Genomic DNA, 11,844 nt, shown 5'->3' with positions numbered 1-11,844 from the left:
ATGGCAGCTCAGGAAAGAGTAAAACAGGAAAATATAACTTTGTTAACCCTGTTGCCCAGGAAAAGGGGATAGATCCTCTGCCTGATTATAAAGAACCTGACAAAGAGCTGCAGACTGACACAGAATAACCATTTATTTTTGGAAATTTCCGGCTGTTTGGGCATGAACATTCTTCAACTTTCAATAATTTTCAGCTCATGAAAATAAATGAAACAAATTTTTTGTGGATAAATAAAATTGATGCTAGAGAACTTGCCATAGCTGAAGGTGACAAGGTCAGGCTGCAATCCCCATGGGGCAGTGTGGAAACAGTTGCAAGTCCCACATGGTCAATTATGAAGGGAGTTCTTGGTAGCCCGGGAGGTTTTGGACATGTTCGTGGAATTGAAGGCGATCCCAAGTTTCAGGTACTTGGCGGGATCAACACTCCCAGTATCATGAAATCAGATGCTGCTGAAAAAGATGGAGGAACTACGATACTGAAATATATAAAAACCAAAGTGGAAAAAATATAAAAATGACCATTGCAGCTGTAAAATCAATTTTTATTGGTGTCGGCGGATCATTGATCCTTGCTGTTTTTTGTTCAACATTTATTGCCATGGATAAAATTTTGTTCATCCTGCCTGTGTTTATAGCCTTTAACGGTGCAATGACAGGGTACAGGCTCGTGGAAGTACTGAAAACCAGGATTATGAATATTCCTCTTTTTTCATTTGTACTGGGAGTCGGCACGGGCGCACTTACCTTTGTTGCCGTGAATTTTGCCCTAAATTTTGTCGGGCCATTTATGGGGAACACTGTTTTTCTTAATATTTATGATTTATTTATTTATATGGCTGTATCAGGAATTACAAGTTATCTGGGGGCAAAGCTGGCCGTTAGATATTTTAATTTATAATTGATGTGTATGTTTTTAAAAAGGAGAGTCAAATGAAGAAAATTTTTTACCATTTTATTATGATGACGCTGGTTTTACTATTTACAGCGTCAGGATCTTTTGCCGGTGACGGCATATCGGCATCCTCTTATAAAGCAGGGGATGTGGTTGAGATTACCGGCAAAATTGCGCCGGGACAGGATTTGTATCTTGCCATTGCCCAGCAGGAAATGTTTGCACCCAATGACACCAATGGGGTTCATGAAGTAAAAAGATTCAAAAAAGATTCAAAAAAAGCCGGGTTTGGTCTGGATACAAAAATTCCTCCCCTTTATTACCTGATTACCAATGTACCGGAAAAATTCGGTAAAGTGGACAAAAAAAGATTTGGCGGCCCTTCCGTTCTTATGAAAAAAGGACAGGGAATCTACAGTACCACCATGTTCTACCTGAAAAAAAAACTTACCGATATTGATGATGATGCACGCAGCATGCTTGGCCCCATCAAGACAGACGAGCAGTGGAATTTTTTCAGGTATGCCAATGAGAGTTCCTATGGTATCAATACTATTACAAAAGAGGGCAGCAAAAAAGGAAAAATAGATATTTTTTCACGATCTGTCATTGCTGACCAGTCCAGTGGCAATTACTGGGACAAGGGCACATCTGTAAAACTTGATAAAGCAACGGGTGAATTTACAGCCTCCTTTAAATCTTTCAGGCATACCCCCCCCAACACCAAATTTGATGTGTATGTGAACAATGCTAAAATAGGAGATTATAGCATTGAAAAAAAGGGATTCTGGATGTCTAAAGGTTACCGGTATATGAATCCCCTATGGGTTGTTATCGGTGCGATTATAGTCGGAACCTATTTTTCCATGATCGGTGCAGCCGGTGGTATGCTCATGGCAGCTTTCCAGGTATTGGTGGTTAACACCATGGGACCTGTGGGTATCAATGCAGCCAATGTATTAAAACCCTCCAATATAGCACTGACTCTGTTTTCTCCTCTGGGATCATTCTGGCGATATGCAGTGCTTGAAAAACGGGTGGCATGGCCCGTGGGTATCTCCTTTGGTGTGGGTATTTTTATCGGTTCCATCTGGCTGGGTAAATATGTGTCTGCGGTTCTTCCCATGCAAGCCTATAAAGAATGGCTGGCTGTTCTGGTGGTTCTCATGGGAATCAAGACCGTGATGGAAATGACCCCCAAGGCCATGAATAAAAGAAAAAATATCAAGGCCATGTCCCAAAAATTCAATAAAGAGATTACTGCAGCTAAAGCAGAAGGCCGTTCAGCAGAAATGGGCAGTATTGAACCTGTAAAATCAGGTCTCATGGATTACAGGTTTAAATTCTGGGGTGAAGAATTCCGGATCAATCCATTGCTTTTTGCAATTCTGGGTCTTGGTGTTGGTGTGGTGTCCAGATCCTTTGGTATTGGCGGCGGTTTTCTTTTAGTGCCTATCATGACCAGTATAGGTGCACTTCCCATGTATGTGGCCGTTCCCATATCTTTGATCGGAACCTGTTTTTCCAGTATCGGTTCCTTTATTGGATATTTGATGGCAGGATACCTGCCGGATATGACCCTTGCCATTTCAATTATTATCGGCGGATTTGCCGGCGGTATGCTTGGCAGCCGTGCCCAGAAAATGTTTTCTGAAATGACCTTAAAGGTTATTCTTGCAATTACATTGTTCAGCCTTTTCTTTAGATTTTTTAAGATTGAAATCTGGATATAACCCTTATAAAGGGTAAATGAACCTTGAAACCCGTGTGTTGAATCTCTATAATGATCGAATCAGCCACGGGTTTTATTTTAAGGAAAGATAGGTTATGGACGATTTTCTGGACAGGGCGTGGGAACCGATAGAAGCTTTTTTAAACTATGCTGTGGTGTTTATAGATACCCTGTTTTCTCCCCTTGAGATTTTCGGCCCGGCAGTTGTAATATTTTTCCTGGCATTTTTGGTCGTCATTATAACAAGAACCATAGCACGATTTTATGTGACCAAAAGATATATACGCCTGGAAAAACAATTTAAACACTGGCAGGGAGTGCGTGAAGAGGCCATGAAGCATCCTGACAGGGAAAAAGGCAAGGCCCTGGCAAAAAATATTGACCAGGCCCAATTAAACAGGGCTTATTATGATTATTTTTTTGAAGGACTGTTAAAGCATTTTATCGTCAATGTTCTTCCCATATTGTTGATGGTTTCCTATATAACAAAGGTGTATACACCTCAAACCCTTTTAAAGCGATTTGGAGAAGAATGGGTGTTTTCATTTTCTTTTGGGTCTTCGTCCCAGACAAATGTGAGCTCCCTGCTCTGGTTTGTTATTTGTCTGATTTTGTCATATATACTCTTTGTAGTATTAAAAAGGGTCTTTAAAAAACGATATGCCAAAAAAAATTCAGTATAGCATACACTTGTTTTTAAAATTTATACCATCAATGGTAGTTGTCGGGTTGATCCTGCTCCCCATTGATGGATACGCGATCCAGCTTCACGCAAGCTCGGAAGGGATTATCACCCACCAGGTGGGACATCTTTTTTTCCTGTTTTCCATGGTGGCCCTTATTTTTACCGTCACAGGCAAGGGCCTGGATCAACAAAAAGGGTGGCGCCTGATTCAATATTCAGCCTTTTTTTTCATCCTTTGGAACCTGGATGCCATCACTGCGCATTTTTTTGACAACCAGATCCATGCTGTAACAATTGAGACTATCTCCATTGGAAAAATGAGGATCATCACCAACAATGATTCATCCCTGCTCGCCTGGTTTTATTATGTGTTAAAACTGGACCATTTGTTATGCGTGCCAGCCATGCTGTTTCTTTATAAGGGCCTTTCAAGTCTTGTTGATGACCAAAGGCAGATGATGGCAAAAAAGGAATCCCGATGATTACCTCGTTCATCCCCATACTGGCAGTAGACGTTTTAGGATCGGTTGCCATGGTCGTCATTGCATTGCTGGCCCTTTATAAAGCCAGAACACTAAGGGAACTTGATTCGGATAATGTGGTTTTTCTTTATCTGTTGTGGATCAGTATGGGATTAACAGTTTTTGCCGTGTCAAGATCATTCGGTCATATTTTAAGACAGTTTTTAATTCTGACGTCCAATGCAGACGTCTGGCATGCCATCAGCTCCTATACCGGAAGTGTCAATACGGTTTCTTTCATGCTTGTGGGCTCGATCACTCTTTTTTTTAATCAAAACTGGAATATTAATGAAAAAATCCTTTTTGGCAGGAAAAAGCTTGAGGATATCCATATTGAACTTATGGATCTGAATCAGACCCTTGAGCATAAAGTGATTGAGAGAACAGAAAGGCTTACAAGCAGTGAGCATAAATGCCGCAGGATATTTGAACAATCCCTGGATACCATTTTTGTTACGGATAGTGAATTTATGATTTTGGAGACTAATCCGGCTGGCATTGAACTCACCGGGTATACCCGTGACGAAATGATCATGAGAAAAATGACCATAGGCAGTTTTTTTGCTTCTCCGTCTGAGTGGGAAATAATCAGCAACAAAATTGGTTCAAAAGAATATATTTTAAATGAGGAAGTCGAACTTTTAAGACCGGACAATGAGTCGTTGCTGGTTCTGATTACCGGTGGTATTGATTACGGTGCGTTTGGATGTGCTAAAACTTATCACTTTATTATCAAAAATATAAATGAAAAAAGGCAGATGGAACGGCAGATTGCCCAGGCGGACAAGCTGGCTGCTCTTGGAGAATTGTCTGCCGGTGTGGCCCATGAAATCAACAATCCTTTAGGAATTATTCTTGGATATACCCAGCTTTTGTTAAAACAGGAATCCGATGATCAGGACGATTTGAGAATCATTGAAAAACATGTAAAGAATTGTAAAACGGTTGTGTCGGATCTCCTTTCCTTTTCAAGAAAAGGATCGTCCGAGATGAGTATTGTTGATATCAACAAGGTAGTTGATGGTGTGGTTAAATTTTTATCCAACCATTCTGATTTCAGGAATATTGAAATGACCCTCAATCCTTTTACAGGAGATCGACTTAATATTCTTGGCAATGAACAGGAACTTGCCCAGGTAATGGTAAATCTGGTCATCAATGCCTGTCATGCAGTTGCTGGAAAAGGCAATATTGATATTACCACTCAGAAAACAGAACAAAACAAAATCCTGATTATGGTAAAGGATAATGGAAAAGGGATTGATAGAAAGAATTTATCCAGGATTTTTGATCCGTTTTTCACTACTAAACCGGTTGGCCAGGGTACAGGGCTTGGCCTTTCCGTGGGATATGGTATTATTAAACGGCACCAGGGAGATATTCGTGTAAAAAGCAGTAAAGGAAATGGAACGTTATTTACCATCAGTCTTCCTGCCGATAGCACTATGACTTAGGTACGACCAGGGGATAAAAATGAAAGCAAACATACTTGCAGTTGATGATGAAAAAGATATGACAAGGCTTTTGCAAAGAACCCTTGAACCTGAAATCAATTGCAGGGTTTCCATGGCGTTTTCAGCAAAAATGGCCATGTCGATTCTTGAGCAGGAAACATTTGACCTGGTTATTTGCGACATCAGGATGCCGGGTATGGACGGGTTTGGACTGCTTGAGCATATCCGGTCAAATTATCCCGATTTGACCGTGGTCATGTTGACTGCTTTCGGCAATATCGAGTCTGCTGTAAAGGCGATTAAAAAAGGAGCTTATGATTTTATTCCCAAGCCATTTGAACAGGATGAAATCATTTTTAAAATCCAAAAAGCCCTTGAAAGAAGTTTACTGCTAAAGGAAAACAAGCGGCTTTTAAAGGAAAAAGAGATCAGACCCTCACATTTAATTGGGAAAAGTGAACCCATGCAAAGGGTGTTTGATCAAATTAATCTGGTTGCATCAAGTGATGTAACAGTATTGCTCACAGGAGAATCAGGAACGGGAAAGGATCTGGCAGCAAGATCCATTCACGCCTTGAGTCCCCGGAGAGACAAAACATTTATCCCGGTCAACTGCCCCACCATTCCGGAACTCATCCTGGAAAGTGAATTATTCGGATATAAAAAGGGTGCATTTACCAATGCAACCCGGGACAAGGATGGACTTTTCCAGGCAGCGGACAAGGGAACGATTTTCCTGGATGAAATCGGGGATATCGGGCCGTCCATCCAGACAAAGCTGTTGAGAGTCCTCCAGGAAAAGGAAATAAAGCCCCTTGGGGACACAAAAGTCAAAAAAGTAAATGTGCGGATTATTGCTTCCACCAACAGGAACCTTAAACAGAAGATTGCCAACCACGAATTCAGGGAGGACTTTTTTTACCGGCTGAATGTCCTTCCCATTGAACTGCCGCCTTTGAGAGACAGAATAACCGATATTCCGATTCTTGCCGAACATCTTGTGGCAAAACATTGCGAAAAACTGAAAAAAGAACCCACAATGATTTCCCAGGATGTGATGGATCTTTTGATGAAACAGCCATGGCCCGGAAATGTAAGAGAACTTGAAAATATTCTTGTTCAGGGGATTCTCTATTCAAAAGAGAATATAATTGATCTGTCTGATATACCCTTAAAGGATGCCGGGAAAAAAAATTATGGGTTTAAAGGGTTTGACAGCAACAGTATTGCAGTATTGCCATATAAAGAAGCAAAAGAAAAACTACTCCATGAGTTTAATCACGATTATATCGGCGCCAAGCTTTCCATGACCAACGGGAATATCACCCAGGCAGCCAAACAATGCCATATGGATCGACAGGCCTTACAGCAGATCATGAAACGCTTTTCCATAGATCCGGAACTTTTTCGTTAACAGAATTTTCAGGCACCTCATTAATTTTCGACTATTTTGAATTTTACTGCACAATAGTCGAAAAAAAAATCAATACTTAATTTTAATCGACGCTACCATATTCCCGGCATTCAACTTGTTTTAAATCTTAAACAGAAAAGAAAAGAATATTGAAATCAGAAAAGGGATCAATTATTTAAAATCATTGATGATGTGAAGTATCGTAAATCTCGTTTCGGTTCTTGGCGTTATCTTTTTTGTGGCTAATCCCTTGGTGTATGCAGATCAATGGGGATAATAGAAACCTGCCACCTCTAACTGAGCAAGTGACAGGTTTCTATGGTTTACAATTCCTCTCTATGGCTGATTAACCAGTTTTTCGGATGCAAAAGGGGTAGTAGATTCATATTTGGGACCGCCAGATCCGCTTGAAACCCCCATGGTTCCATGGTTTATGGTTGTAAAGTCCGGATATGCGTTGCCACCGTGCTCAGTAGCATCAAGTCCCTCAAGTTCTTCTTCTTTAGAGACTCTCAATCCTATTGTCATATCAATCAATTTAAAGAGAAGGTAGGCTACTGGAAATGTCCAGGCAAAACAAGCTGCAATCCCAATTAACTGAACAGCCAGTATACTAAATGTCATTCCATCCATATTAAAAATGCCAGCTGCAAGCGTTCCCCATGCGCCACATACACCATGTACTGAAATGGCTCCCACAGGATCATCAACTCTTATTTTATCAAAAAACATTACGGAAAATACAACGATCATACCGGCGATGGCTCCGATGACGATTGCGCTTGTGGGCGTGACATTGGCACATCCGGCTGTAATTCCAACAAGCCCTGCCAATGCGCCATTCAAGCTCATACCCACTTCAGGTTTTCCAAACTTGATCCATGAAACAAACATAGCAATGATGGCACCAGCTGCTGCAGCAAGATTAGTATTAACAAAAATCATGGCAATGTCTTTAGAGGCTGCAGTTGTTGAACCAGGGTTAAAACCGAACCATCCCAGCCAGAGAATAAAAACACCGATGGCTGCCAGAGGAATATTATGTCCCAGTATGGGCTTTACTTTTCCTTCTTTGGTATATTTTCCAAGGCGAGGGCCTAAAACTATGGCGCCGGCAAGAGCAGACCATCCCCCAACCGAATGAACAACAGTGGAACCTGCAAAATCAATAAACCCTAAGTTTTCAAGCCATCCACCTCCATGAAACAGGCTTCCCCATGCCCAGCTTCCGAAAATTGGATAAATCAACCCGGTAATAAATACAGAATATAATAGATATCCGGAGAACTTGGTTCTTTCTGCCATGGCTCCGGAGACAATGGTAGCTGCTGTGGCAGCAAACACAGCCTGAAACATCCAGAATGCCAGCACCCATGGATCTCCACCAATTTTAAAATCACTTAAAAAGAAACCGGATGTCCCGAAGAAACCAGTTTTGGAGACACCAAACATCAGACCGAATCCGACGGCAAAGAAGACAATGGATCCCATTGAAAAATCCATCAGGTTTTTCATCATGATGTTGACGGCATTTTTCGCTCGTGTGAATCCTGCTTCAACCATGGCAAAACCTGCCTGCATAAAAAAGACAAACATTGCAGCAACAATGGTCCAGACATAATCTGCATGGGACTGAACCAGGTCAATGGCTGTTTTATTGGAAGTTACAGTAGGCGCTTCATCTCCAGCCCATACAACAGAGAGTGAAAATATCATATAAATTATTAGCATACCCAATTTTTTCATTTTATTTTTCTCCTTTATACTTATAATGCTTCAACGCCGGTTTCTTTGGTTCTAATTCGAATCACATCTTCAATGGGCAGGATAAAAATCTTTCCATCTCCAATTTTCCCTGTTTTTGCTGCATCAATAATGGTTGCAATCACTTTGTCAACCTGATCATCATTCACTGCGATCTTTATCTCAACTTTGGGAACAAAGTCTGTCTGATATTCTGCCCCTCTGTAAAGCTCTTTGTGGCCTTTTTGACGACCAAATCCCTTGACTTCTGAAATAGTCATTCCTTTAATATTTATGCTTGTTAAGGCATCCTTTACTTCATCAACCTTAAACGGTTTAATAACTGCCAGTATTTCTTTCATTTAACCCTCCTTTTTTAATTATAAAACTATATTGTTTTCTTTAATTGCAAAACAGATGCCACTCATAAAATATGGTTATATTTGTTTATAAGTGCTTAAAATAAAAGAATAAAAATTTCATTGGTTCTATTAGATGATATAATATATTTTACAATTTTGTAATTATATGAATACAATTTTGTAATTATTATTTCAATTATAAAATTTTTTGTATGCTTTTGTTGAATTGATTTTTCATAGGCTTCTTTGTACAGTTTTTTTATCATAAAGAGCCATCGTAGCGAACAGCATTACCTTATCCTCAAGGTTTGTCCAGTAGTTCAACTCCTTTTGGGTTGGAGAAAAAAATTTTTGACTTTGATTTCAGGAGAAAAACTGTTTTGAACGCCTTAATATCTCACATTATTGTAATATTTAGGCAAACCTGTTTATCCTAAGCTTATTACCCTCCCCTTGAAGCCTTTTACAGGGTTTTTAAAAAACAAATAAGATTGGTTCTATCCCAGTTTTGCCGCTCATAAAAGTTTAAAGCAGAATGATTGTCTTTATCTGCCAGAAGCTGTAGAGTAGTGATACCTCGTTTTCTGGCCCAGGAGTAAACAGCTTCAAGAAGTCTTTTCCCAATGCCCATATTTCTATAATTCGAATCTACAACCAGGTCCTCTACAATCGCGACAATATTGCCCCGGGCTGTGGATATCCTTATCTGAGCAGAGCACATGCCCACAATTGTTGCGTTGTATTGGGCAACCTTGACAGTCCTGTGCTTGCTACACCCTTCAAGCATCATTAAAAGACCTTGTTTCTGTTTTTCAGAGTTAAAGGTAAAATCTTTTTCAATTGAGAAAAGTTGCTCCAAAAGCTTTACCGATGAGCCAATATCAGAAATAGTGGCATCCCTTATTTTAATTTTGTCGGTATTCATAATTTTGGTCATATTATAGCAGGATAAAAATATTTATTATTTCCGATCAAAATATAATCAGTGTGCGCATATCGTTATTAGTCGAGTATCAGCCGTTGGGGATCACACTCCTCCCGAAGGATTTTTAATTCTGTTTTTGTGGGCGGATCGGCTTGGGTTGCCTTAGAGACATCTATGTCAAATTCCGTATTTTCAAGGATTTTTTCCAGTGTGATACCGGGATAGAATTTATCCAGATACATTTTGCCGTTGTTTTTAGCAAACCGCATTACACCCAGATTGGTTACCACCACACTGACTCCACCGGGCCTGAGTCCAGCTGCCTGCCGGCTATTATTACCCCCAAGTTGTCCCGGACTTGCAAGATAATCAAGTTTTTTAACAAATTTGCGTTTTTCATGCTGCATAAATGCAATGCAGCGGGGAACAAAACTTGCTACGTCACACCCTCCTCCGCTTCCTGAAAATCGAATTTCAGGTGAAAGATAGTCTCCAATACAGGTGGTATTCAGGTTTCCATATCTATCTATCTGGGCGGCCCCAAGTATGGCTATGACCTTGTCTCCTGTTATCTTGTTCTGCATGGTGGCAAACGCATCTATCAGCCTGGAATTTGCAGCAGCCCAGTACATGATCCGTGGGTCGGCAACCGCAAAGGGCAATTCTTCTAAAAGAGAATCTATGGCTCCGGTTTCAAAAAAAATCACACTGTCAGGCGCATTGATATTTTTGGCTGCCATGGCTGCCAGCATTGAAATGCCAGTGCCACTGAAAACAATATCTCCATTTTTAATTTCTCTTGCCGCCATAATGGTCATAATTTCCCTGGAGGTATAAGGTTGAATTGTTTTCATATTAATCCCTTTTCATATTAACTGAGTAACCGGTTCTTGGATTTGCCGTGATCGCATCAATCCTTTCCCGGCCGATGATGTTTAAAAAAGTTTCGTGGTCTTTAACACCATAAATATATTTATCCTGGTATTTTCTGAATGTATCGATGGTTTTTGCTGCAATTGCAAATTTGCGCAAATACTGTGAATCATAGTCATAGTAACCAAAGACTGCACTGGGGTAAGCACCCATAGGAACATGACAGACCGCTGACACATGGATAAAGGGAATTTGATTCAGATCGGGATTCTGTCTTAATTCTTCCTTGGTAACAAGTTTTTCACAGGTAACAACAACGTGTTTTGATGCCTTTACCTGTTCGATGTCTGCAAATGTAAGTCCTTGAATACTACAGGTTCCCATGGAGTCAGCTTTTTGAACATGAATGATGGTAATATCCGGGTTGATGGCCGGTACCAGAACTACCTTGGAGGCACCTGTCCAGTTTCCAAAAGGATTGTCTATAACTGCGAGTTTGTTATCCACAATTTTAGGATCAGACTTTCGCAGAGATTTGGGAAATCCCCATTTCGTAAAAATATCCGATCCAAATCCTGAAAGCGTGGGCAAAAAAGGAACCCCCATGGCACCTGCCATAAATCTCAGGCTCATCATGTAATTTGAATAGTCTTCAAATAAAAGTTCATTATTCTGGACAGCCTTGGCGAAACGAATGCAGGTCGGTGCGGCTTTCCCATTTCCAGCGTATGCGATTTCCAGTTTTGAAACGCAGCCTGCTCCGATGAGTTCATCCAGACCCGTGCCATTGGAGTGGGCATATAAATGTAAATTTTTAATTTTCTGCCTGATAATTTCATAAACTGCTGCCATGGGGTTTCGGTTTATGGTAAATCCTCCAATAGATATATGCGAGCTGTTTTTTACGTATTGTTCAATAGCCTTTTTAAGCGGCATTACTTTTTTTAAGTGGTTTTTCATTATACATACCTGTATTGGTGGTTGGTGTAACTTGATAAAATTTTTGGAGAGCGCAGGTGATGCTCAATGCAATAAGACCTGCAATTAAAATACATCCTTACAAATCCGACCGATCTGACCTAAGTTTTCACAGACATGAATCCCATTGCCATACCCAGATCCAGGGCTTTTTTATTCATTTCCATAAAATCTTCAGGAATGGTGGTTTCAAGAACTTTCAGAATGGATTCAGGCTTGATTAACCCGGATACACCAATCAGGGCTCCCAGCATACAGATAT

General features: G+C 40.4%; 13 protein-coding genes. 7 read left to right on the top strand and 6 right to left on the bottom strand.

What is annotated here, in order from left to right; all coding sequences use genetic code 11:
- Window positions 1–134 precede the first annotated feature (134 nt).
- The 7 genes from K8S13_RS14245 to K8S13_RS14215 all read left to right on the top strand — a co-directional run bounded on the left by K8S13_RS14245 (window position 135) and on the right by K8S13_RS14215 (window position 6,701).
- On the top strand, window positions 135–515 hold the full coding sequence (locus K8S13_RS14245) for a molybdopterin dinucleotide binding domain-containing protein (RefSeq protein ID WP_291463440.1): 381 nt from the start codon (window positions 135–137) through the stop codon (window positions 513–515).
- 2 nt (window positions 516–517) lie between these two features.
- Window positions 518–901 carry a hypothetical protein gene (locus tag K8S13_RS14240; protein WP_291463437.1) on the top strand — a complete coding sequence of 128 codons (384 nt, stop codon included), beginning with the start codon at window positions 518–520 and terminating at the stop codon, window positions 899–901.
- 32 nt (window positions 902–933) lie between these two features.
- Complete coding sequence (locus tag K8S13_RS14235; protein ID WP_291463436.1) at window positions 934–2,628, top strand: sulfite exporter TauE/SafE family protein; 1,695 nt, start codon at window positions 934–936, stop codon at window positions 2,626–2,628.
- 94 nt (window positions 2,629–2,722) lie between these two features.
- Window positions 2,723–3,310 carry a hypothetical protein gene (locus tag K8S13_RS14230; protein ID WP_291463435.1) on the top strand — a complete coding sequence of 196 codons (588 nt, stop codon included), beginning with the start codon at window positions 2,723–2,725 and terminating at the stop codon, window positions 3,308–3,310.
- On the top strand, window positions 3,288–3,794 hold the full coding sequence (locus K8S13_RS14225) for a hypothetical protein (protein WP_291463434.1): 507 nt from the start codon (window positions 3,288–3,290) through the stop codon (window positions 3,792–3,794). The genes K8S13_RS14230 and K8S13_RS14225 overlap by 23 nt, the downstream gene beginning before the upstream one ends.
- On the top strand, window positions 3,791–5,287 hold the full coding sequence (locus K8S13_RS14220; RefSeq protein WP_291463433.1) for an ATP-binding protein: 1,497 nt from the start codon (window positions 3,791–3,793) through the stop codon (window positions 5,285–5,287). The genes K8S13_RS14225 and K8S13_RS14220 overlap by 4 nt, the downstream gene beginning before the upstream one ends.
- Window positions 5,288–5,306: 19 nt before the next feature.
- Complete coding sequence (locus K8S13_RS14215) at window positions 5,307–6,701, top strand: sigma-54 dependent transcriptional regulator (protein WP_291463432.1); 1,395 nt, start codon at window positions 5,307–5,309, stop codon at window positions 6,699–6,701.
- Between the two features lie 336 nt (window positions 6,702–7,037).
- Here the strand turns inward: K8S13_RS14215 and K8S13_RS14210 are convergent, their stop codons facing one another.
- The 6 genes from K8S13_RS14210 to K8S13_RS14185 all read right to left on the bottom strand — a co-directional run bounded on the left by K8S13_RS14210 (window position 7,038) and on the right by K8S13_RS14185 (window position 11,836).
- Entirely contained in the window at window positions 7,038–8,447 is a 1,410-nt protein-coding gene (locus tag K8S13_RS14210; protein WP_291463431.1) for an ammonium transporter, read from the bottom strand.
- Between the two features lie 20 nt (window positions 8,448–8,467).
- On the bottom strand, window positions 8,468–8,806 hold the full coding sequence (locus K8S13_RS14205) for a P-II family nitrogen regulator (protein WP_291463429.1): 339 nt from the start codon (window positions 8,804–8,806) through the stop codon (window positions 8,468–8,470).
- A 463-nt stretch (window positions 8,807–9,269) separates the two neighbouring features.
- Complete coding sequence (locus K8S13_RS14200; RefSeq protein ID WP_291463428.1) at window positions 9,270–9,731, bottom strand: GNAT family N-acetyltransferase; 462 nt, start codon at window positions 9,729–9,731, stop codon at window positions 9,270–9,272.
- Window positions 9,732–9,808: 77 nt separating this feature from the next.
- On the bottom strand, window positions 9,809–10,585 hold the full coding sequence (locus K8S13_RS14195) for a CoA-transferase subunit beta (protein ID WP_291463427.1): 777 nt from the start codon (window positions 10,583–10,585) through the stop codon (window positions 9,809–9,811).
- Between the two features lies 1 nt (window position 10,586).
- Entirely contained in the window at window positions 10,587–11,564 is a 978-nt protein-coding gene (locus K8S13_RS14190) for a CoA transferase subunit A (RefSeq protein WP_291463425.1), read from the bottom strand.
- Window positions 11,565–11,683: 119 nt separating this feature from the next.
- Window positions 11,684–11,836 carry a 2-oxoacid:acceptor oxidoreductase family protein gene (locus tag K8S13_RS14185; RefSeq protein WP_291463438.1) on the bottom strand — a complete coding sequence of 51 codons (153 nt, stop codon included), beginning with the start codon at window positions 11,834–11,836 and terminating at the stop codon, window positions 11,684–11,686.
- Between the last annotated feature and the right edge of the window lie 8 nt (window positions 11,837–11,844).

This window comes from Desulfobacula sp., from assembly GCF_021107415.1.
This window is presented reverse-complemented; position numbering and strand designations above follow the sequence as displayed.

What these genes read in the sequence shown, in the direction of transcription:
- K8S13_RS14235 (WP_291463436.1), top strand. Translation starts at nt 934, where the DNA reads ATGAAGAAAATTTTTTACCATTTTATTATGATGACGCTGGTTTTACTA.
- K8S13_RS14195 (WP_291463427.1), bottom strand. Translation starts at nt 10,585, where the DNA reads ATGAAAACAATTCAACCTTATACCTCCAGGGAAATTATGACCATTATG.
- K8S13_RS14215 (WP_291463432.1), top strand. Translation starts at nt 5,307, where the DNA reads ATGAAAGCAAACATACTTGCAGTTGATGATGAAAAAGATATGACAAGG.
- K8S13_RS14230 (WP_291463435.1), top strand. Translation starts at nt 2,723, where the DNA reads ATGGACGATTTTCTGGACAGGGCGTGGGAACCGATAGAAGCTTTTTTA.
- K8S13_RS14240 (WP_291463437.1), top strand. Translation starts at nt 518, where the DNA reads ATGACCATTGCAGCTGTAAAATCAATTTTTATTGGTGTCGGCGGATCA.
- K8S13_RS14200 (WP_291463428.1), bottom strand. Translation starts at nt 9,731, where the DNA reads ATGAATACCGACAAAATTAAAATAAGGGATGCCACTATTTCTGATATT.
- K8S13_RS14210 (WP_291463431.1), bottom strand. Translation starts at nt 8,447, where the DNA reads ATGAAAAAATTGGGTATGCTAATAATTTATATGATATTTTCACTCTCT.
- K8S13_RS14205 (WP_291463429.1), bottom strand. Translation starts at nt 8,806, where the DNA reads ATGAAAGAAATACTGGCAGTTATTAAACCGTTTAAGGTTGATGAAGTA.
- K8S13_RS14220 (WP_291463433.1), top strand. Translation starts at nt 3,791, where the DNA reads ATGATTACCTCGTTCATCCCCATACTGGCAGTAGACGTTTTAGGATCG.
- K8S13_RS14225 (WP_291463434.1), top strand. Translation starts at nt 3,288, where the DNA reads ATGCCAAAAAAAATTCAGTATAGCATACACTTGTTTTTAAAATTTATA.
- K8S13_RS14190 (WP_291463425.1), bottom strand. Translation starts at nt 11,564, where the DNA reads ATGAAAAACCACTTAAAAAAAGTAATGCCGCTTAAAAAGGCTATTGAA.
- K8S13_RS14185 (WP_291463438.1), bottom strand. Translation starts at nt 11,836, where the DNA reads ATGCTGGGAGCCCTGATTGGTGTATCCGGGTTAATCAAGCCTGAATCC.